Raw genomic sequence first — 20,646 nt, forward strand, 5'->3', positions numbered from 1 at the left:
GCCCAGCAGGCAGGCCGCACGGATCAGGAAACCTCAGGCATGGACAAACTCGTCATCGTCGGCGGGCAGAAGCTCGCAGGGGAAGTGGCCGTTTCCGGCGCGAAGAATGCCGCGCTGCCCATTCTGTGCGCGAGCCTTCTGACGGCGGAGCCGGTCCATCTGGAGAACGTGCCCGACCTGCAGGACGTGCGTACCACGCTCAAGCTGCTCGGCCAGATGGGTGTGCGTACCGAGCAGTCGGGCAGCCGCGTGCAGCTCGACGCTTCGAACCTGACCCATCTCGTCGCGCCGTACGAGCTCGTGAAGACCATGCGTGCCTCGATCCTCGTGCTCGGGCCGCTCGTCGCGCGCTTCGGCGAGGCGAAGGTGTCGCTGCCCGGCGGCTGCGCGATCGGCGCGCGCCCCGTGGACCAGCACATCAAGGGCCTGCAGGCGATGGGCGCCGAGATCACGATCGAGCACGGCTTCATCGAGGCACGGGCGAAGCGCCTGAAGGGTGCGCGCATCGTCACCGACATGATCACCGTGACCGGCACGGAAAACCTGCTGATGGCCGCGGTGCTGGCCGAGGGCGAAACGGTGATCGAGAACGCCGCGCGCGAGCCCGAAGTGGCCGACCTCGCGAACCTGCTCGTCGCGATGGGCGCGAAGATCGAGGGCATCGGCACGGACCGCATCGTGATCCAGGGCGTCGACAAGCTGCACGGCGCGAAGCACACGGTCATTCCCGACCGTATCGAAGCCGGCACGTTCCTGTGCGCCGTGGCGGCCGCCGGTGGCGACGTCACGCTGCGCCACGTGCGCCCGGGCATCCTCGACGCCGTCACCGAGAAGCTGTGCGAAGCCGGCGTGACGATCGAAGAGGGCGACGACTGGATGCGCGTGCGCATGAGCGGCCGTGCGCGCGCCGTCAACGTGCGCACCTCCGAATATCCGGCCTTCCCTACCGACATGCAGGCGCAGTTCATGGCGCTCAATGCGCTGGCGGACGGCACCTCGCAGGTCGTGGAAACGATCTTCGAGAACCGCTTCATGCACGTGCAGGAGCTGAACCGCCTGGGCGCGAGCATCACCATCGACGGCAACACGGCGCTCGTGGCGGGCGTCGAGAAGCTCTCGGGCGCGAAGGTCATGGCAACCGACCTGCGCGCTTCGGCGAGCCTCGTGATCGCGGGCCTGTGCGCCGACGGCGAGACGCTGATCGACCGTATCTATCACCTCGACCGCGGCTACGACCGCATGGAAGAGAAGCTGACGAAGATCGGCGCGAACGTGAGGCGCATCAAGGGGAGCGCGGCATGAGCACCGTCCAGACGCCGGCTGCGGCGGCAGGCGCGCCGCTTACGCTCGCGCTCTCGAAGGGCCGCATCTTCGAAGAGACGATGCCGCTCCTCGCCGCCGCGGGCGTGCAGGTGGCGGAAGACCCCGAGACCTCGCGCAAGCTGATCCTGCCGACCACCGATGCCAACCTGCGCGTGATCATCGTGCGCGCGACCGACGTGCCGACCTACGTGGAATACGGCGCCGCGGATTTCGGCGTGGCCGGCAAGGACGTACTGCTGGAGCACGGCGGCAGCGGCCTCTACCAGCCGATCGACCTCGACATCGCGCGTTGCCGCATGTCGGTGGCCGTGAAGGCGGGCTTCGACTACGCGAACGCGGTGCGCCAGGGCGCGCGCCTGCGCGTCGCGACGAAATACACGGAAACCGCGCGGCAGCACTTCGCGGCGAAGGGCGTGCACGTCGACCTGATCAAGCTGTACGGCTCGATGGAGCTGGCGCCGCTCGTCGGCCTCGCCGATGCGATCGTCGACCTCGTCAGCTCGGGCGGTACGCTGCGCGCGAACAATCTGGTCGAGGTCGAGGAGATCATGCCGATCTCGTCACGCCTCGTCGTGAACCAGGCGGCGCTCAAGTTGAAGCGCGCCGCGCTGCGGCCTTTCATCGACGCGTTCGAACGCGCGTCGCGTCGCGGCGCCAACGCGGCTGCTGCCACGGCTGGCTAAGGCCAGCTTAGGCAGGCGTCGTTCGCACGAGGGGGCCGGCTCAGGGCGCCCTCGCGCACAAACCGTTACGGATGGGTATCAGCATGGCTATCACGATTCGCAAACTCGACTCCAGCGCCGAAGGTTTCAAGAAGGCGCTGCACGCGGTGCTCGCGTTCGAGGCGAGCGAAGACGAGGCGATCGAGCGCTCGGTGGCGCAGATCCTTGCCGACGTGAAAGCGCGCGGCGACGCCGCCGTGCTCGACTACACGAACCGCTTCGACCGTCTTTCGGCCAACAGCGTCGCGGCGCTGGAGCTGCCCATGAGCGAACTCGAAGCGGCGCTGGAGAGCCTCGAGCCCAAGCAGCGCGCGGCGCTCGAAGCGGCGGCGGCGCGCGTGCGCGGCTACCACGAGAAGCAGCGCATCGAGTGCGGCTCGCATAGCTGGCAATACACCGAAGCGGACGGCACCGTGCTCGGCCAGAAGGTCACGCCGCTCGACCGCGTGGGCCTCTACGTGCCGGGTGGCAAGGCCGCGTATCCGTCGTCGGTGCTGATGAACGCGATTCCCGCGCGCGTAGCGGGCGTGCGCGAGATCGTCATGGTCGTGCCCACGCCCGACGGCGTGAAGAATCCGCTCGTGCTCGCCGCCGCGCTGCTTGGCGGCGTGGACCGCGTGTTCACGATCGGCGGGGCGCAGGCCGTGGCGGCGCTCGCTTACGGCACGGACACGATTCCGCCCGTCGACAAGATCTGCGGCCCCGGCAATGCCTATGTGGCGTCGGCCAAGCGCCGCGTGTTCGGCACGGTCGGCATCGACATGATCGCGGGCCCCTCGGAAATCCTCGTGCTCTGCGACGGCACCACGGACCCGCGCTGGGTCGCGATGGACCTGTTCTCGCAGGCCGAGCACGACGAGCTTGCGCAGTCGATCCTGCTGTGCCCGGACGCGGCGTTCATCGCGCGCGTGGAAGAGGCGATCGGCGAGCTGCTGCCCAGCATGCCGCGTGCGGAAGTCATTGCCACGTCGCTCACGAACCGCGGCGCGCTCGTGAAGGTGCGCGACATGGCCGAAGCCTGCGCCATCGCCAACGAGATCGCGCCCGAGCACCTGGAGATCTCCGCGCTGGACCCGCAGAAGTGGGGTACCGAAATCCGCCATGCCGGCGCGATCTTCCTCGGCCGCTACACGAGCGAGAGCCTCGGCGACTACTGCGCGGGGCCGAATCACGTGCTGCCTACGTCGCGTACCGCACGTTTCTCGTCGCCGCTCGGCGTTTATGATTTCCTCAAGCGCTCGAGCCTCATCGAGGTCAGCGCGGAAGGCGCGCAGACGCTCGGCGAAATCGCCGCCGAACTGGCCTATGGCGAGGGCCTGCAGGCTCACGCCCGCAGCGCCGAATACCGGATGAAGCAGGGCTGACCGCACCTGGCGGCCCGGTGCCGGGCTACCCTGCCGTGCGATCCATGGCAGGCTGGCCCGGTTGTGCAACGTTCTGCAGGCGCATGGAACGGCAAGACCCGTTTGCGAGAACCTTACGATAACCAGGGCGGCTCCGAAGCCGTCCGATAGAGGGCTGGCCGCCATCGCGCGCGTCCGCCCGCCCAACATGACGACACCACAAGACATCCTCCGCCCCGATGTGCTCGCGATGACGAGCTATCCGGTGCCCGACGCGACCGGCTTCGTGAAGCTGGACGCCATGGAAAACCCGTTCACGCTGCCCGGCGATCTTGCGGCGCGACTGGGCGAGCATCTGACGGAGGTCGCGCTGAACCGCTATCCGGCGCCGCGTCCCGAGGCGCTGATCGCGAAGCTCAAGGCCGTCATGCGCGCGCCGGCCGAGTGCGACGTGCTGCTTGGCAACGGCTCGGACGAAATCATCAGCATGATCACGATGGCGTGCGCGAAAGCGGGCGCGAAGGTGCTTGCGCCGGTGCCCGGCTTCGTGATGTACGCCATGTCGGCGAAGTTCGCGCAGGTGGAGTTCGTGGGCGTGCCGCTCAATGCGGATTTCACGCTCGATACGGATGCCATGCTCGCGGCGATCGCCGAACATCGTCCCGCCGTGATCTGGCTTGCGTACCCGAACAACCCGACCGGCACGCTATTCGACGACGCCGATATCGAGCGCATCATCGCGGCAGCCCAGGCCGCGCAGGGTCTCGTCGTGATCGACGAGGCTTACCAGCCGTTCGCGCAGAAAAGCTGGATGCCGCGCGCGGGCGAGTTCGACAACGTCGTAGTGATGCGCACGATGTCGAAGCTCGGGCTGGCGGGTATCCGCCTCGGCTACCTGGCGGGCCGCCCCTCGTGGCTCAACGAATTCGACAAGGTGAGGCCGCCGTACAACGTCAACGTGCTGACCCAGGCCGCCGCGAATTTCCTGCTCGATCACGTGGACGTGCTCGACGCGCAGGCCGCGCAGTTGCGCACCGGGCGCGCGGTGCTCGCGGCCGAAGTGGCGAAACTGCCGGGCGCCGAAGTGTTCGAGAGCGCCGGCAATTTCCTGCTGGTGCGCGTGCCGGACGCCGCCGCGGTGTTCGATACGCTGCTCACGGCGCGGGTTTTGATCAAAAACGTGAGTAAAATGCACCCATTGCTGGCGAATTGTGTTCGCCTCACCGTCGGGACACCCGACGAAAACGCGCAGCTCCTCGCCGCGCTGAAGCTCGTGCTGAAGTGAGCTTCGTTCTCTAACTCTCCTGTTACGGGTTGTTTGAAGGAAATTGCCATGCGCGTCGCGCAAGTCGTTCGCAACACCAGCGAAACGCAAATCCGCGTCAAGATCAATCTGGACGGCACCGGCGAGCAGAAGCTCGCGACCGGCGTGCCGTTTCTCGACCACATGCTCGACCAGATCGCACGACACGGTCTGATCGACCTGGAAATCGAGGCGCATGGCGATACGCATATCGACGATCACCATACGGTCGAGGACGTCGGCATCACGCTCGGCCAGGCGGTGGCGCAGGCTATCGGCGACAAGAAGGGCATTCGCCGCTACGGCCATGCCTACGTGCCGCTCGACGAGGCGCTTTCGCGCGTCGTGATCGACTTCTCCGGCCGTCCGGGCCTCGAATTTCACGTGCCGTTCACGCGCGCGCGCATCGGCACGTTCGACGTCGATCTGTCGATCGAGTTTTTCCGCGGCTTCGTCAACCATGCGGGCGTGACCCTGCACATCGACAATCTGCGCGGGCTGAATGCTCACCATCAGATGGAAACCGTGTTCAAGGCCTTCGGGCGGGCGCTGCGCCAGGCTTCCGAGCTGGATGAGCGCGCGGCGGGCCGGATTCCGTCGACGAAGGGCAGCCTTTAACGACCTACACCGTACACGACGAGCGGCGCACGCAGGCCCGACGCACTCCGGTTAGCACGCCGCGCCCTTTGCGCGGTGGCGCAGGCGTGCCGGTTGCGCAGTGCGGCCAGGTCCGCGCGCGGCTTGCCGCACCGGCGATCTGCCGCTTCGTGCCGGCGATACCGGATTGCCGTCGCCGCAAGGTGATGAGGATTGGACGGCATGCGAAGGGCGCGTACGCATTGCTTCCGCCAGATCAAGCCAGGAGCCAGGGCCCACGCGGCCTGATTCGAGATGAAGACTTCAATTGCGATTGTGGATTATGGGATGGGCAACCTGCGTTCGGTGGCCCAGGCGCTGAAACAGGCGGCGCCCGAAGCCGACGTAGCCATCGTCGATCGCCCCGAGGCGATCCGCGCGGCCGACCGCGTCGTGCTGCCGGGCCAGGGCGCGATGCCCGACTGCATGCGCTCGCTCGCCGAATCGGGCCTGCAGGAGGCCGTGATCGAGGCGTCGCGTACGAAGCCGCTGATGGGCGTGTGCGTGGGCGAGCAGATGCTGTTCGACTGGAGCGCCGAGGGCGACACGAAGGGCCTCGGGCTGTTGCCCGGCAAGGTCGTGCGCTTCGAGCTGGAAGGGCAACTGCAGGACGACGGCTCCCGCTTCAAGGTGCCGCAGATGGGCTGGAACGTCGTGCGCCAGACGCGCGCGCATGCGCTCTGGGAAGGCGTGCCCGACGGCAGCCACTTCTACTTCGTGCACAGCTACTACGTCGTGCCCGACGACACGGCTCACACGGTGGGCGAGACGCCTTACGGCGCCGCCTTTACCTCGGCGGTGGCGCGGGATAACATCTTCGCCACTCAATTTCACCCGGAAAAGAGCGCGGCGACGGGTTTGCGCGTCTATCGCAACTTCGTCCACTGGAACCCGTGATGGCCCGGACGGGCTCGCGCGGCGCGGGCATCGGCCGTTCGGCCAGTGCGACCGCCAACCCGATTTGCGTCAGCAAGACGGCCGAAAGACTTGTACTAAACTAGCGAAACGGCGTCGGATCGGCCTTTTTCTCGACCGGCGCCGGCTGTATTCAACCTTCTTCCCAGATAACACGCGATAGCTATGCTGCTGATTCCGGCCATCGATCTCAAAGACGGTCACTGCGTACGCCTCAAGCAAGGCGATATGGACCAGGCGACGATTTTCTCCGAAGAGCCGGGGGCCATGGCCCGACACTGGCTCGAGCGCGGCGCGCGGCGCCTGCACCTCGTCGACCTGAACGGTGCCTTCGCAGGCAAGCCGAAGAACGAAGACGCGATCCGCGAGATCATTGCGGAAGTGGGCGACCGGATTCCCGTGCAGCTCGGCGGCGGCATTCGCGACCTCGACACGATCGAGCGCTATCTGGACGACGGCCTCTCGTACGTGATCATCGGCACGGCCGCGGTCAAGAACCCGGGCTTTCTGCAGGAAGCCTGTACGGCATTCGGGGGCCATATCATCGTCGGTCTCGACGCGAAGGACGGCAAGGTCGCCACCGACGGCTGGAGCAAGCTCACGGGCCACGAAGTCGTGGATCTCGCGCGCAAGTTCGAAGACTACGGCGTCGAGTCGATCATCTACACCGACATCGGCCGTGACGGCATGCTCCAGGGCATCAACATCGAGGCAACAGTGCGCCTTGCGCGCGCGGTGAAGATTCCCATCATCGCGAGCGGCGGCCTCTCGAACCTGGCCGACATCGACGCACTCTGCGAAGTGGAAGACGAAGGCGTCGAAGGCGTGATCTGCGGCCGCGCCATCTATTCGGGCGATCTGGATTTCACCCAGGCCCAGACCCGTGCAGACAGCCTGCGCGAATCGGACGACGCCTGATAACGTCAAGCGCCACGCGGCTCAATCGACTGGCAACATCGGCAAGATCATGGCTCTACCCAAACGCATCATCCCCTGTCTCGACGTGACCGCCGGGCGGGTCGTCAAGGGCGTCAACTTCGTCGAACTGCGCGACGCCGGCGATCCCGTCGAAATCGCGCGCCGCTACGACGAGCAGGGCGCCGACGAACTCACGTTTCTCGATATCACCGCGACCTCCGACCAGCGCGACCTGATCCTGCCGATCATCGAAGCGGTGGCCTCGCAGGTGTTCATTCCGCTGACGGTCGGCGGCGGCGTGCGCGCCGTCGAGGACGTGCGCCGTCTGCTCAACGCGGGCGCGGACAAGATCAGCATGAACTCCTCGGCGGTGGCCAATCCGCAACTCGTGCGCGACGCCGCCGACAAGTACGGCTCGCAGTGCATCGTCGTCGCCGTTGACGCGAAGCGCACTTCGGCGCCCGGCGAGCCCGCGCGCTGGGAGGTGTTCACGCACGGCGGGCGCAAGGCGACCGGCATCGACGCGGTCGAGTGGGCGCGCAAGATGGCCGAGCTCGGCGCGGGCGAGATCCTGCTCACGAGCATGGACCGCGACGGCACGAAAAGCGGCTTCGACCTCGATCTCACGCGTGCCGTTTCCGACGCTGTGCCGATCCCCGTGATCGCCTCGGGCGGCGTGGGCGGCCTGCAGGATCTCTCGGACGGCATCGTGAAGGGTCATGCCGACGCGGTGCTGGCGGCGAGCATCTTCCACTATGGCGAGCACACGGTTGGCGAGGCGAAGCGCTTCATGGCCGATCAGGGCATCTCGGTGAGGTTGTGACGTGACGACGAACGCTATCGAAAAATCGGCCTGGCTCGACAAGGTCAACTGGGACGCCAACGGCCTCGTGCCCGTGATCGCGCAGGAAGCGACGACGGGCGACGTGCTGATGTTCGCGTGGATGAACCGCGAGGCCCTCGCGAAGACGGTCGAAACGGGCCGTGCCGTGTACTTTTCGCGCTCGCGCCAGCGTCTGTGGTTCAAGGGCGAGGAATCGGGCCACGTGCAGCACGTGCGCGACGTCCGCCTCGACTGCGACGAGGACGTCGTGCTGCTCAAGGTCGAGCAGGTTTCGGGCATTGCGTGCCATACGGGCCGCCATTCGTGCTTCTTCCAGCAATTCGAAGGCACCGTCGACGAGGGCCGCTGGGTCGCCGTCGATCCCGTGCTGAAAGACCCCGAACACATCTACAAATGACGCAACTCAGCACCAACGACACCCTGCTGCGCCTCGCGGCGGTGATCGACAGCCGCAAGGGCGGCGATCCGGACGCTTCTTACGTCGCGCGCCTTTTCCACAAGGGCGACGACGCGGTGCTCAAGAAGGTCGGCGAAGAGGCGACCGAGGTCGTGCTCGCGGCGAAGGATCTGCGCCAGGGCGGCGCGCCGACGGCGCTCGTCGGCGAAATGGCCGATCTGTGGTTTCATTGCCTTGTGGCGCTCTCGCATTTCGACCTGAGTCCCGCCGACGTACTGGCGGAGCTGGAACGTCGCGAGGGCCTTTCGGGTCTCGAGGAAAAGGCACTGCGCAAGAGCCGCGAGCGCGAGCAGAACGGCGACTGAACCGTGCCGGCGAGGCGGGCGGCCGACAGCTAAAGCACTTACTCCGGATCGACAGCTCTGCATGGGACCGGAGTAAGAGCTTTGCATGGGGCCGAAGTAAGTGCTAAAGCACTAACTCCGGCCGACAGCTAAAGCACTAACTCCGGATCGACAGGAGACGAGCAGCATGTCCATGCCCGGCGGATATCCGCCTCCCACCGTTCGCGATCCGGTCGAAGCGGATCGTCTGCGCAGCCTGCGCACCCTGACGCACGTGCTCTACGCGCTTTATGCCGTGTACTGGCTCACCGGCGGCATCTCGATACTCATCGCGATCATCCTGAACTACCTCAAACGCGACGAGGCGCTCGGCACGCCCTACGAGCAGCATTTCACCTGGCAGATCCGCACCTTCTGGCTCGCGCTGGCCGGGCACCTCATCGGCGTCGCCCTCATCATCGTGCTGGTCGGCGTTCCGGTCCTGTGGGCTGTCGCAATCTGGACGTTGTACCGTATCATCAAAGGCTGGTTGTATCTGTACGACAACAAGCCGCTGGCCGACCCGCGCGGGTGGGTCTGAGTACCCCGGCATCCGGGCGTCTATCGCGTGCCATTGACCTTGGAGCACCATGAGTCACGATCGCAGCACCTGCCTCTTCTGCAAGATTGCCGACGGGCTGATTCCGAGCACCCGGGTCTACGAGGACGACGAATTCGTCGCTTTTCGCGATATTCGCCCCGCAGCGCAAACGCACATACTCGTCATTCCGCGCCAGCATATTTCTACCCTTTCGGATTGCGGCGAAAACGACGCTCCGCTGCTTGGTAGAATGTTTGTACTGGTCGCGCGGCTTGCGAAGGAGCTTGGCGTGTCGTACACCGGCGGCGATACCGGGTTTCGCACCGTCGTGAATACGGGGCCCGGCGGCGGGCAGGAGGTCTATCACCTGCACGCCCATCTGCTTGCCGGACCGCGACCGTGGCATCGCATGGGTTAACGCTGCCACGCGAACGCCACACTGCGGCCACACTACACCGGCACTATTTTCGGGTTACGCCGCCCCGTTTCGATGGGCGGCGTCAATACGCAGGCGCGCCGACGGCACGCTGCGATTTTCCCGCCGCATGGACGAAGCGCGACGGCGGGGTCAAGGAGAATTGGGATCATGGGTTCGTTGAGCATCTGGCACTGGCTGATCGTCTTGCTGATCGTGGCGCTCGTCTTCGGCACGAAGAAACTGCGCAATATCGGCAGCGACCTGGGCGGTGCCGTGAAGGGTTTCAAGGAAGGCATGCGTGACAGCGAGGCCGCCGGCGCCGACGCGCAGAAGCGCGAGCTGCCGTCCAATGGCGGCACGGTCGATGTCGAGGCCAAGGACAAGAGCGAACGTACGGACTACCGCTAAGGCGGTCGTCCGTCCCACCGCAGGCTGACGGAAGCTTCCACTCATGCTCGATCTGGGTCTTACCAAGATGGCGCTGATCGGCGTCGTCGCGCTGGTCGTGCTCGGACCGGAACGGTTGCCGCGTGTGGCGCGCACGGCCGGCGCCCTGTTCGGCCGCGCGCAGCGCTACATCAACGACGTCAAGGCGGAAGTCACACGCGAGATCGAACTCGACGAGCTGCGCCGCATGAAGACCGAGTTCGAGCAGGCGGCGACCAACGTCGAAAAGACCGTCCACGACAACCTGCGCAAGCAGGAAGCCGAACTGAACGACGCGTGGAGCGCCGGGACTTCGGTGTCGCCGAGCATCGCGGGCGGGGCTGATCACGCCGCTATAACAGCCGAAAGCGTCGCGGGCGTCACCGCGGACGCGGGGGCATCATCCTGGCGCAGCGGCAACGCCGGCGCCGTGCCGGCCAGGCGCAAGAACTGGCGCGTGAAGCAGGCCACCACGCCCGTCTGGTACAAGCGTGCCACGCTGCGGCGCACACGCGTGCAGTCGGGTGCGGCGCGTGTCGCGCAGCATACGCCGGCCAGCCTGCGCCGGCCGGTGCGCTTCTTCTGATGCCGATCTTGCGTACGTCCATCTTCAATCGAGGGCCGGTGTGAGCGACCCCCAGCTAAAACAGGATGAAGGTGCCGAAGAGACCTTCATTTCCCATCTCGTCGAACTGCGAGACCGCATCATCCGCGCGGGCATTGCGGTCATCGTCGTGTTCGTCGGGCTCGTGTACTGGGCGCCGGACATCTTCCGGCTGCTCGCGCGTCCGCTCATGCAGAACCTGCCGCGCGACGGCAAGATGATTGTCACCGACGTCACCGGCTCGTTCTTCGTGCCGATGAAAGTCACGATGCTCGTCGCGTTCGTGATCGCGCTGCCAGTCGTGCTCTACCAGATCTGGGCGTTCGTCGCGCCCGGCCTCTACCAGCACGAGAAGAAGCTCGTCGCGCCGCTGGTTGCGAGCAGTTACACGCTGTTCCTGTGCGGGATGTCGTTCGCGTACTTTGTCGTGTTCCCGACCATCTTCCGCGTGATGGCGCACTACAACGCGCCGCTTGGCGCGGAGATGACGACCGATATCGACAATTACCTGAGCTTCGTGCTCACCATGTTCATCGCGTTTGGCGTGACCTTCGAGGTGCCCATCGTCGTGGTGCTGCTCGTGCGCATGAACCTTCTTACGGTGAAGAAGCTCAAGGAGATCCGTCCGTACGTGATCGTCGGCGCGTTTATCGTCGCGGCCGTTGTCACGCCGCCGGACGTGTTCTCGCAGCTCATCCTCGCGCTGCCGCTGATCGTGCTCTACGAGGCCGGGATCATCGCCGCGCGCGTGTTCGTCGGCACCGGCGAGAAGAAGGCCGCCGACGAGGAGCAGGCGGCCAGCAGCTAGGCTGACCCCGTGTCGCCCCCGCACGCAGCGTGCCGCAGGGACAAAAAAGGCCGCGAACGGCAAGTTCGCGGCCTTTTTGCTTTTTCCGGTATCTGGCGGTCCTGGGTGAGGGTTAGCCGCCGTTGTCGTCGTCCTCGCCGTCTTCCTGTTCCGGCTGCTTGGGCGGCGGCGGGCGCTTGCCGATCAGCACGTCGAGATCCATGTCCTTGTTCTTGCGCTCAAGGTGGATCTTCGCGTCCGTGCCGGGCTTGATCTGCGCGATCACGTTCAGAAGACGCGTCGTATCGGTGATTTCCTCGCCGTTCACGGAAAGCAGGATGTCGCCGGGCTTGATGCCGGCCTTGTCGGCCGGGCCGCCTTGCAGCACGCCCGCGACGATCGCCCCCGACTTCTGGTTCAGCCCGAACGATTCGGCGATCTCGGGCGTCACGTCCTGCGGTTCGACGCCGATCCAGCCGCGTGTGACCGAGCCCGTCGTGATGATGCTCTCCAGCACGCTGCGCGCCGTGGAAACGGGAATCGCGAAACCAATCCCGAGCGAGCCGCCCGAGCGCGAGTAAATGGCCGTATTGATGCCGAGCAGGTTGCCGTGCACGTCCACGAGCGCGCCGCCGGAGTTGCCGGGATTGATGGGCGCATCGGTCTGGATGAAGTTTTCGAACGTATTGATGCCGAGGTGATTGCGCCCCAACGCGCTGATGATGCCCATCGTGACCGTCTGGCCCACACCGAACGGATTGCCGATGGCGAGCACCACGTCGCCCACGCGCGCCTGATCCATGCGTCCGAGCGTGATGGTGGGCAGGTTCGGCAGATTGATCTTGAGTACCGCGAGATCGGTCTCCGGGTCGGCGCCGACGACCTTCGCGGTCGTGGTGCGGCCGTCCGAGAGCGCGATTTCGATTTGATCGGCGCCGTCGATGACGTGCTGGTTCGTTAGAATGTAACCGTCCGGACTGACAATGACACCCGAGCCGAGGTTCGCGGCAGGCTGATCCTGCTGCTTGTGATTGTTGTTGGGATTGCCGAAAAAGTAGCGAAACAGCGGGTCGTTCTGGCGCGGGTCGGGCGGGAGCGATCCGTCCTTGCTCGAGAACACGTTGACGACCGCGGGCATCGCTTTCTGGGCGGCGTCCGCATAGGAGCCCTGCGCCGGGCCGCCGCCGATGCCAATGCTGGGCGCCACCTCCCGCAGCGCCACGATTGGCTCGGCAAGCTGCTTGCCCAATTGCCCCTGATGCTGCAGCCACTGTGGCTTGAGCGTTGCGACGATGAACATCAACGCGAGCAGGACCGTCACCGCCTGGGCGAAGAACAGCCAAAAGCGTCTAAGCATCTGAGGATTAGAGGATTATATGGATCGGATCGAACTGGAATTGTATCTGAACAATCTTCTCGAAGCCGCGCGCTTCAAGGACTATTGCCCCAATGGCCTGCAGGTGGAAGGGCGCCGCCGGGTGGAGAAGATCGCGACGGGTGTGACCGCTTCGCTCGCGTTCCTCGAAGCCGCGCTGGAATGGGGTGCCGATGCCGTGCTGGTCCATCACGGCTACTTCTGGAAGAATGAGGCGCCGCAAATCACGGGCCGCAAGTACCGGCGCCTGAAGACGCTGCTACAGCACGACCTGAGCCTCTTTGCCTACCACCTGCCGCTCGATAGCCACCCGGAACTGGGCAACAACGCCCAACTGGGCGCCCGCCTTGGCTGGATCGGCGAGCAGCGCTTCGGCGAGCAGGACCTCGGCTGGATGGCGACGCTGCCCATGCCGATCACGCTTGCGCACTTTACGGCGCAGGTCGAGCAAACGCTCGGCCGCGCTCCGCTCGTGATCGGCGATCCCGACTGGGAGCTGCGTCGCGTGGCCTGGTGCACCGGCGCGGCACAGGGGCTCTTCGAGGCGGCGATCGATGCCGGTGCCGACGTCTACCTCACCGGCGAGATTTCCGAGCCGACCTTCCATATTTCGGCCGAAAGCGGCGTGGCGTTTCTCGCAGCAGGCCATCACGCGACCGAGCGTTTCGGCGTGCAGGCGGTGGGCTCGCATCTGGCAGACACTTTCGGCATCGAGCATCTCTTCATCGACATTCACAATCCGGTCTGAGTGGATTGGCGGGTGTCCTGCACGAGGTGTCATCGCACCGGATTTATTCAGAAAGCGTTTACAACGGCCAACCAGGAATCTCCTTTTTCGTGCGGGAAAACCCCGACATATCAAGGACTTCGCGCGCTTTTTGGAGGTCGCCCCTTGTAAATGCCGACTCCATTCGCGCAAACTAGCGTTCGGCAGTACGCGGGTAAGCACGGCGTGACGGATAAATCCAACTCAGAAGTGGGGCGATGTGATGCGAGACAATGAAAATGACCGCGTCGATGGCAGCCGCCGAACCTGGCTGATTGCGACGTCCGTAGCAGGTGGCATAGGAGGCGTCGCCACCGTCGTACCGTTCGTAGCTTCGTTTGCACCATCCGAAAAGGCCCGCGCCGCCGGCGCGCCCGTCGAAGTCGACATCACCGGCCTCGAGCCCGGCAGCATGATGACGGTGGCCTGGCGCGGCAAGCCGGTCTGGATCCTGAACCGCACCGACCGCATGATGGCCGATGTCGTGAAGGCCGATCCCGAGCTGGCGGATCCGAACTCCGAGCATCCGTTCTCCATGCCGATGCCGGAATACTGCAAGAACGAATACCGCTCGCGTCCCGAGCACAAGAACATTCTCGTGGCGGTTGCCGTCTGCACCCACCTGGGCTGCACGCCGACGCCGCGCTTCCAGGAGGGCCCGCAGCCCAATTTGCCCGACGACTGGCCCGGCGGCTTCCTGTGCCCGTGCCACGGCTCCACCTACGATCTGGCCGGGCGCGTGTTCAAGAACAAGCCCGCGCCGCAGAACCTTGACATCCCCCGGTACATGTTCACGTCCCCGACGCAGATCGTGATCGGCAAGGACGAACAAGGAGAAGCGTGATGGCGACGGGAACCGACAACAAGGTGGAGACGACGGGCCTCCTCGGCTGGATCGACAGGCGCTTCCCGCTCACCGCGACGTGGCGCGCGCATGTGTCCGAGTACTACGCGCCGAAGAACTTCAACTTCTGGTACTTCTTCGGCTCGCTGGCCTTGCTCGTTCTGGTGAACCAGATCGTCACCGGCATTTTCCTCACCATGAACTACAAGCCCGATTCGACGCTCGCGTTCGCGTCGGTCGAGTACATCATGCGCGAGGTGCCGTGGGGCTGGCTCATCCGCTACATGCATTCCACGGGCGCCTCGATGTTCTTCGTGGTCGTTTATCTGCACATGTTCCGCGGGCTTCTGTACGGTTCTTACCGCAAGCCGCGCGAACTCGTCTGGATTTTCGGCTGTGCGATCTTCCTGTGTCTGATGGCCGAAGCCTTCTTCGGCTATCTGCTCCCTTGGGGCCAGATGTCGTTCTGGGGCGCGCAGGTGATCGTGAACCTGTTTTCGGCGATTCCGTTTATCGGCCCGGACCTTTCGTTGTGGATCCGCGGCGACTATGTCGTTTCGGACATCACGCTCAACCGCTTCTTTGCGTTCCATGTGATCGCGATTCCGCTCGTGCTGATCGGCCTCGTCGTCGCGCATATCGTCGCGCTGCACGAAGTGGGGTCGAACAACCCCGATGGCATCGAGATCAAGGAGAAAAAGGACGCGGACGGCATTCCGCTCGACGGCATTCCGTTCCATCCGTATTACTCCGTGCACGACTTCATGGGCGTGTGCATCTTCCTGATGATCTTCGCGGCGATCGTGTTCTTCGCGCCGGAAATGGGCGGCTACTTCCTCGAAGCGAACAACTTCATCCCGGCCAACCCGCTGCAGACGCCGCCCGAAATCGCGCCGGTGTGGTACTTCACGGCGTTCTACGCGATGCTGCGCGCCACCACCGACCCCTTCAAGATCGTGCTGATGATCGTGATCGCGCTGCTCGGACTGCTCTCGCTCGTGCGGGCGCGCGGCAAATGGCGCGTGGGGCTGCCCGTGCTGGCCATCCTCGTGATCCTCGCGATGTATTTCACCGAGTCGAAGTTCTGGGGCGTGGTGGTGATGGGATCGGCGGTGATTTCGCTGTTCTTCCTGCCGTGGCTCGACCGGGCGCCAGTGAAGTCGATCCGCTACCGGCCGACATTCCACAAGGTTTTCCTCGGGATTTTCGTTATCGCCTTCCTGACGCTGGCATTTTTGGGGACAAAACCACCATCGCCAGCGGCGACGCTGATCGCCCAGGTTTGCGCGCTCGTCTACTTCGCGTTTTTCCTCGGCATGCCGGTCTGGACGCCGCTTGGCACGTTCAAGCAGCCGCCCGAGCGCGTGCGGTTCAAGCCCCATTAACCCGTGAGCGAGGAAAACATGACGACAAAATCCCTCTATGCGGCGCTCACGCGGGCGGGCGCCGGGTTCGGCGTGGCCGCGCTGGCGCTGGTCTGCGCGCTTGCCACGGGGCCGGTGCGAGCCCAGGAAAACATTCCGCTCGACCGCGCGCCCGATAACAGCGAAAATCTTGCCTCGCTGCAACATGGCGCGCAATTGTTTGTAAACTACTGCCTGAACTGCCACAGTGCGAATCTGATGCGCTACAGCGCATTGCAGGAAATCGGCATTCCGCAGAAGCAGATCGAGGACAATCTCCTGTTCACGACCGACAAGGTCGGCAACACGATGTCGATCGCCATGCGGCCGGACGACGCGAAATCGTGGTTCGGCGTGGCGCCGCCGGACCTCTCCGTGGAGGCGCGCGCGCGCGGACGAGACTGGCTGTACACGTACCTGCGCAGCTTTTACCGCGACGACACGCGGCCGACGGGCTGGAACAACCTCGTGTATCCGAACGTGAGCATGCCGAATGTGCTCTGGCAACTGCAGGGCATACGCAACGCGAAGTTCGAGGACGTGACGGACCTGGAAAGCGGGGAAAAGACGCACCGCTTTGCGGGGTACGATCAGGTTACGCCCGGGAAGCTCTCGCCGGTGGATTATGATGCCGCCGTGGGCGATCTGGTGGCGTACCTGGACTGGATGGCGGAACCGGAACAGAAGACCCGCAAGCAGCTTGGCGTGTGGGTACTGCTGTTCCTTGGCATTCTGAGCTTTTTTGCCTGGCGGCTGAACGCCGCGTACTGGAAAGATATCAAATAGTCACGTCCTGACCGACGTGGGGCCGGCGCCGCGAGCAAACCGTCTGGAAGCCGTCTGACGGAGTGATCGCCCGCTGGCCTTTTGGGTTTATTGAGGAAATGTAAATCATGATGGTTCTGTACTCCGGCACTACCTGCCCGTTCTCCCAGCGTTGCCGGCTGGTGTTGTTCGAAAAGGGCATGGACTTCGAAATCCGCGACGTCGACCTGTTCAACAAACCGGAAGACATCGCCGTGATGAATCCTTACGGTCAGGTGCCGATTCTGGTCGAGCGCGACCTGATCCTGTACGAGTCGAACATCATCAACGAGTACATCGACGAACGCTTTCCGCATCCGCAACTGATGCCGGCCGACCCGGTACAGCGCGCCCGCGCGCGCCTGTTCCTGCTCAACTTCGAGAAGGAACTGTTCGTGCACGTGAGCACGCTCGAAAACGAGAAGGGCAAGGCCGCCGAGAAGAACCACGAGAAGGCGCGCCTCGCGATTCGCGACCGCCTCACGCAACTCGCGCCGATCTTCCTGAAGAACAAGTACATGCTGGGCGAAGAGTTTTCGATGCTCGACGTCGCGATCGCGCCGCTGCTGTGGCGTCTGGATCACTACGGCATCGAACTGTCGAAGAATGCGGCGCCTTTGATGAAGTACGCCGAGCGTATTTTCAGCCGTCCGGCCTATATCGAAGCGCTGACGCCGTCGGAAAAGGTGATGCGCCGCTAAGTTCCTGCGGACCTTCCTGCAGGCAATCAGGGGCGGTGCGCGGCGTTTTCGGTGCGGCGTGCAGCCCCGGCAAAGGATCGTTGATGCAAGAGATTTCCACGAAGCCGTATCTGCTTCGAGCGCTGTACGAGTGGTGCACCGATAACGGTTTTACGCCGCATATCGCGGTGCGGGTCGATAACCGGACGCGTGTGCCGCGCCAGTTCGTGCGCGACGGCGAGATCGTGCTGAACATCAGCTTCGAGGCCACGAGCCAGTTGCAGATGGGCAACGAGGCGATCGAGTTCAATGCCCGGTTTTCCGGCAAGTCGCACAAGATCGAGGTACCCGTGGCGAACGTGCTCGCGATCTACGCGCGCGAGAACGGACAGGGCATGGCGTTCCCGGTCGAAGCGGCGGCGGGGGATGCCGGTGACGTGCTGCCCTCCGAGCGGGACGAGCATGAAGAAGGGACTGTGGCCGGGTTGCCCGCAGAGCCCGTCGATGTTCCCGAAGCCGCCGCGCCCGAAAAGGGCGACGACGGGGCGAAAGCCGGCAAGGGTCACCTCAAGATCGTGAAATGAAGTAGAATTGCGGGCTACGCCGGCTTAGCTCATCTGGTAGAGCAGTTGATTTGTAATCATCAGGTGGCGGGTTCGAGTCCTGCAGCCGGCACCAATTACCCATCCGAGGTTGTCCTCGGAAATCCAGAAACCCGTGATAGCATAAGGCTTAGCGGGTTTTTTTATTCCGATGTTGTCCGACGGTGCCCGCCTGAATCCGGGGGCATGTGGGGGCACCACCGGGGGAGTCTCTGCAATATCGCAAATGCCCCCGGGAAAAGTGCCCCCTAGCGCTGTAAGGTAAATGCCTTATGCCGTTGACTGATATCGCGATTCGCAAAGCCGCTCCCCGTGAAAAGCCATACCGCCTTGCTGATAGCGGCGGCATGTACCTTGAGATTTCGCCGTCTGGCGGAAAATACTGGCGGCTCAAATACCGTTTTCTAGGCAAGGAGAAGCGACTTGCCTTGGGCGTCTACCCAGACGTGCCGTTAGCTGTTGCTCGGGAAAAGCGTGACGATGCCCGGAAGAAGCTTGCTGTGGGTATTGATCCCGGCGAGGCGAAGAAAGCCGATAAGCGGGCGGCTCACCTCGCAGCGACCAATTCCTTCGAGGCAGTCGCGCTTGGCTGGATGGCGGAACTCAAACCGTATGTTACGGCTGGCTCGATGGCGAAGACCAAGGCCCGCTTCGAGAAGGATGTCTTTCCGTGGATTGGAAAGCGGCCAGTGGCCGAAATCGATGCGCCTGAAGTCTTGACGGTGCTGAAGCGGATTGATAGTCGTGGCGCTCGTTTTACGGCTCACAAGGTTCGTGGAGAGATTAGCCGTGCATTCCGCTACGGAATCAAGGAAGGCTATTGTAAGCATGACCCGGCTCGTGATCTGGTCAATGCGATACCACCGGCGCAAACGACGCACTTTGCTTCTATCACTGATCCGGATAAGGTAGGCGCGATGCTGCGGGCTTTCGATGGCTTTTCTGGGACGTTTCCGGTTCTGTGTGCGCTTAAGCTCGCCCCCATGTTGTTCACGCGGCCCGGGGAACTACGCAAAGCTGAATGGACACAGTTTGATCTGGATAAGAGCGAGTGGCGATACCTTGTCACGAAGACTAAGACCGAGCATTTAGTTCCGCTTGCAACTCAAGCGGTCCAGATTCTGCGCGAGCTTCACGCGTTGACCGGAGATGGCCGTTACGTATTTCCGGGGGCGCGTTCAACCCAGCGCCCGATGAGCGATGCAGCCATCAATGCTGCTCTTCGGCGCTTGGGTTACGACACCCGCAGCGAAATTACCGGTCACGGCTTTCGGGCGATGGCACGCACGATTTTGCACGAAGAGTTGGAACAAAAACCAGAAGTTATTGAGCACCAGCTTGCTCACACGGTTCCCGATGCACTCGGCAAAGCGTATAACCGCACAAAATTCATCAAGGAGCGTCGGGCTATGATGCAGAAATGGGCTGATTACTTGGGAACACTTAAGGCGAATGCTGGTATGGAAGGATGATGATTCGCTGCGGAAGTATTGATGTTTGGTAGTTTGTATGCGGCATTGGAAAAATATATTGATAGGCGTTGATTTAACGAGGCCGAATAGATGTGAAGATCGAAAAACCTAATTCTGCGCTGAAAGTCGAGATGAGCTTCAAGGAAGCGGGGAATCTTCTCAAACGTCTCTTTAAAAAGAAAGGCGTGACTAAGATTAGTCTGAAATTTGAGCTGTATCGAGAGCACGAGAAAAAGCCGCTTGTAATCACGACGGTTCATACTCGGGCGGATGCCGGCAAGTGGAATGTACAGGTTCTACCAAGCCCACGTTCTAACCCTCTTGAGTCTAGTGACGAGTTGCAGAACAAGCTAGATGCAATTAAAGCGTCAGTTGAAAATTATATTTCAAAAAACTCGCTAAACGATACGTGGCTAGATTGGGTTGTCACACTTAAAGATGAAATGAGATCAGGCCGTTCAACTGAAGATCTAGAGCTTCGAGGTTTATTATTCAAGCAGGCTATCACTGGCATTGGATATTCCGCTCATTTTGCGGCACCGATTTTGGCGATTGCCCATGTTATTGAGGGAACCGAAGCATTGGCGAGGAATGACCTAGAGCAGGCATCGCGCAATGTTAAGTGGGGTACTTATTGGTCGGGCGAAGGGATGTTCATTCCTGACCCAACGAGGCGATTCGAGGCTCGCGCGCGTACGGGGGGCAGAGGCAAAGCAGCTCGCAATGAAGAGGTAAAAAAGAAGGTCGCCGAGCTTCTTCTACAAAGTCCGAGTCCTGAAGGATGGAATTCCACCAGTCAAGCTGTTGATGAGGTCGCGGATGAACTGACTGGGGAGTATTCCCAGTTTGTCGAAAACCACGGGCTGAAGTGCGAAAACCTTGCGAGAACAATCGGCGGCTGGCTGGAAGAATCACCGGACAGATTTCCGCATTCTGTCAAACTCCAAGAGTGATCATCCTGATCGTACCCTATAACCCCTCCAGTTGAGGGGTTTTTTGTGCCCGAAATTTTATTTTTAGCAGACGTCTGTCGGTACTGGCGTCACTTTCCTAACATATGTCCATCGATCTGTGCCGCGAAGAGCCGCACAGATCGATGCAGGTAGGTTAGGTGTGGTTCATTGGCCACGTTCTATCTTG

The 20,646-nt window shown here is 63.0% G+C and carries 24 protein-coding genes and 1 tRNA gene; 24 read left to right on the plus strand and 1 reads right to left on the minus strand.

Features of this window, described 5'->3' with window-relative positions; all coding sequences use genetic code 11:
- Window positions 1-39: 39 nt before the first annotated feature.
- From murA to tatC, 15 genes are all read left to right on the plus strand, one after another.
- Window positions 40-1,302: a UDP-N-acetylglucosamine 1-carboxyvinyltransferase gene (gene murA / locus WJ542_RS05325; protein ID WP_411188306.1), complete on the plus strand. Its 1,263-nt coding sequence runs from the start codon at window positions 40-42 to the stop codon at window positions 1,300-1,302.
- Complete coding sequence (gene hisG / locus WJ542_RS05330) at window positions 1,299-2,006, plus strand: ATP phosphoribosyltransferase (protein ID WP_411188307.1); 708 nt, start codon at window positions 1,299-1,301, stop codon at window positions 2,004-2,006. The genes murA and hisG overlap by 4 nt, the downstream gene beginning before the upstream one ends.
- Before the next feature lie 83 nt (window positions 2,007-2,089).
- Window positions 2,090-3,409 (plus strand): histidinol dehydrogenase, encoded by a 1,320-nt coding sequence (hisD, locus tag WJ542_RS05335; RefSeq protein ID WP_411188308.1) that lies wholly within the window; start codon window positions 2,090-2,092, stop codon window positions 3,407-3,409.
- Window positions 3,410-3,596: 187 nt separating this feature from the next.
- Window positions 3,597-4,673: a histidinol-phosphate transaminase gene (gene hisC, locus WJ542_RS05340; protein ID WP_411188309.1), complete on the plus strand. Its 1,077-nt coding sequence runs from the start codon at window positions 3,597-3,599 to the stop codon at window positions 4,671-4,673.
- Between the two features lie 48 nt (window positions 4,674-4,721).
- Window positions 4,722-5,309: an imidazoleglycerol-phosphate dehydratase HisB gene (gene hisB, locus WJ542_RS05345; RefSeq protein ID WP_027797348.1), complete on the plus strand. Its 588-nt coding sequence runs from the start codon at window positions 4,722-4,724 to the stop codon at window positions 5,307-5,309.
- Window positions 5,310-5,582: 273 nt separating this feature from the next.
- Window positions 5,583-6,224 (plus strand): imidazole glycerol phosphate synthase subunit HisH, encoded by a 642-nt coding sequence (hisH, locus tag WJ542_RS05350; protein ID WP_411188310.1) that lies wholly within the window; start codon window positions 5,583-5,585, stop codon window positions 6,222-6,224.
- Window positions 6,225-6,407: 183 nt separating this feature from the next.
- Window positions 6,408-7,160: a 1-(5-phosphoribosyl)-5-[(5-phosphoribosylamino)methylideneamino]imidazole-4-carboxamide isomerase gene (gene hisA / locus WJ542_RS05355; RefSeq protein WP_411188311.1), complete on the plus strand. Its 753-nt coding sequence runs from the start codon at window positions 6,408-6,410 to the stop codon at window positions 7,158-7,160.
- 49 nt (window positions 7,161-7,209) lie between these two features.
- The gene (hisF, locus tag WJ542_RS05360; protein ID WP_411188312.1) at window positions 7,210-7,983 is read left to right on the plus strand and encodes an imidazole glycerol phosphate synthase subunit HisF; all 774 of its coding nucleotides are present in this window, start codon (window positions 7,210-7,212) and stop codon (window positions 7,981-7,983) included.
- A gap of 1 nt (window position 7,984) precedes the next feature.
- Entirely contained in the window at window positions 7,985-8,401 is a 417-nt protein-coding gene (hisI, locus tag WJ542_RS05365) for a phosphoribosyl-AMP cyclohydrolase (protein ID WP_411188313.1), read from the plus strand.
- Entirely contained in the window at window positions 8,398-8,766 is a 369-nt protein-coding gene (locus tag WJ542_RS05370) for a phosphoribosyl-ATP diphosphatase (RefSeq protein ID WP_411188314.1), read from the plus strand. The genes hisI and WJ542_RS05370 overlap by 4 nt, the downstream gene beginning before the upstream one ends.
- A 166-nt stretch (window positions 8,767-8,932) precedes the next feature.
- Window positions 8,933-9,325 (plus strand): DUF4870 family protein, encoded by a 393-nt coding sequence (locus tag WJ542_RS05375; protein WP_411188315.1) that lies wholly within the window; start codon window positions 8,933-8,935, stop codon window positions 9,323-9,325.
- 49 nt (window positions 9,326-9,374) lie between these two features.
- Window positions 9,375-9,743 (plus strand): histidine triad nucleotide-binding protein, encoded by a 369-nt coding sequence (locus tag WJ542_RS05380; protein ID WP_411188316.1) that lies wholly within the window; start codon window positions 9,375-9,377, stop codon window positions 9,741-9,743.
- 168 nt (window positions 9,744-9,911) lie between these two features.
- A complete protein-coding gene (gene tatA / locus WJ542_RS05385) occupies window positions 9,912-10,151 on the plus strand; it encodes a Sec-independent protein translocase subunit TatA (RefSeq protein ID WP_027797356.1) in 240 nt (79 codons plus the stop codon).
- Window positions 10,152-10,194: 43 nt separating this feature from the next.
- Complete coding sequence (gene tatB, locus WJ542_RS05390) at window positions 10,195-10,755, plus strand: Sec-independent protein translocase protein TatB (RefSeq protein ID WP_411188317.1); 561 nt, start codon at window positions 10,195-10,197, stop codon at window positions 10,753-10,755.
- 40 nt (window positions 10,756-10,795) lie between these two features.
- Complete coding sequence (gene tatC / locus WJ542_RS05395; RefSeq protein ID WP_411188318.1) at window positions 10,796-11,581, plus strand: twin-arginine translocase subunit TatC; 786 nt, start codon at window positions 10,796-10,798, stop codon at window positions 11,579-11,581.
- Between the two features lie 112 nt (window positions 11,582-11,693).
- Here the strand turns inward: tatC and WJ542_RS05400 are convergent, their stop codons facing one another.
- A complete protein-coding gene (locus WJ542_RS05400) occupies window positions 11,694-12,917 on the minus strand; it encodes a Do family serine endopeptidase (protein ID WP_411188319.1) in 1,224 nt (407 codons plus the stop codon).
- A gap of 19 nt (window positions 12,918-12,936) precedes the next feature.
- Between WJ542_RS05400 and WJ542_RS05405 the strand changes: the two genes are divergently transcribed.
- The 9 genes from WJ542_RS05405 to WJ542_RS05445 all read left to right on the plus strand — a co-directional run bounded on the left by WJ542_RS05405 (window position 12,937) and on the right by WJ542_RS05445 (window position 20,459).
- A complete protein-coding gene (locus tag WJ542_RS05405; RefSeq protein WP_411188320.1) occupies window positions 12,937-13,683 on the plus strand; it encodes a Nif3-like dinuclear metal center hexameric protein in 747 nt (248 codons plus the stop codon).
- Between the two features lie 241 nt (window positions 13,684-13,924).
- Entirely contained in the window at window positions 13,925-14,545 is a 621-nt protein-coding gene (petA, locus tag WJ542_RS05410) for a ubiquinol-cytochrome c reductase iron-sulfur subunit (RefSeq protein ID WP_027797361.1), read from the plus strand.
- The gene (locus tag WJ542_RS05415) at window positions 14,545-15,930 is read left to right on the plus strand and encodes a cytochrome b (protein ID WP_411188321.1); all 1,386 of its coding nucleotides are present in this window, start codon (window positions 14,545-14,547) and stop codon (window positions 15,928-15,930) included. Before petA ends, WJ542_RS05415 begins: the two co-directional genes overlap by 1 nt.
- Window positions 15,931-15,948: 18 nt before the next feature.
- On the plus strand, window positions 15,949-16,734 hold the full coding sequence (locus WJ542_RS05420) for a cytochrome c1 (RefSeq protein ID WP_411188322.1): 786 nt from the start codon (window positions 15,949-15,951) through the stop codon (window positions 16,732-16,734).
- A 107-nt stretch (window positions 16,735-16,841) separates the two neighbouring features.
- Window positions 16,842-17,453 (plus strand): glutathione S-transferase N-terminal domain-containing protein, encoded by a 612-nt coding sequence (locus WJ542_RS05425; RefSeq protein ID WP_027797364.1) that lies wholly within the window; start codon window positions 16,842-16,844, stop codon window positions 17,451-17,453.
- A gap of 83 nt (window positions 17,454-17,536) precedes the next feature.
- Complete coding sequence (locus WJ542_RS05430; RefSeq protein WP_411188323.1) at window positions 17,537-18,016, plus strand: ClpXP protease specificity-enhancing factor; 480 nt, start codon at window positions 17,537-17,539, stop codon at window positions 18,014-18,016.
- A gap of 18 nt (window positions 18,017-18,034) precedes the next feature.
- Window positions 18,035-18,110 (plus strand) — tRNA-Thr (locus WJ542_RS05435).
- 196 nt (window positions 18,111-18,306) lie between these two features.
- Window positions 18,307-19,506 (plus strand): tyrosine-type recombinase/integrase, encoded by a 1,200-nt coding sequence (locus WJ542_RS05440; RefSeq protein ID WP_411188324.1) that lies wholly within the window; start codon window positions 18,307-18,309, stop codon window positions 19,504-19,506.
- A gap of 92 nt (window positions 19,507-19,598) precedes the next feature.
- Entirely contained in the window at window positions 19,599-20,459 is an 861-nt protein-coding gene (locus WJ542_RS05445) for a hypothetical protein (protein WP_411188325.1), read from the plus strand.
- Window positions 20,460-20,646 lie beyond the last annotated feature (187 nt).

The sequence above is a fragment of the Paraburkholderia yinzeri genome (genome assembly GCF_046581065.1).
Taxonomy (GTDB): domain Bacteria; phylum Pseudomonadota; class Gammaproteobacteria; order Burkholderiales; family Burkholderiaceae; genus Paraburkholderia.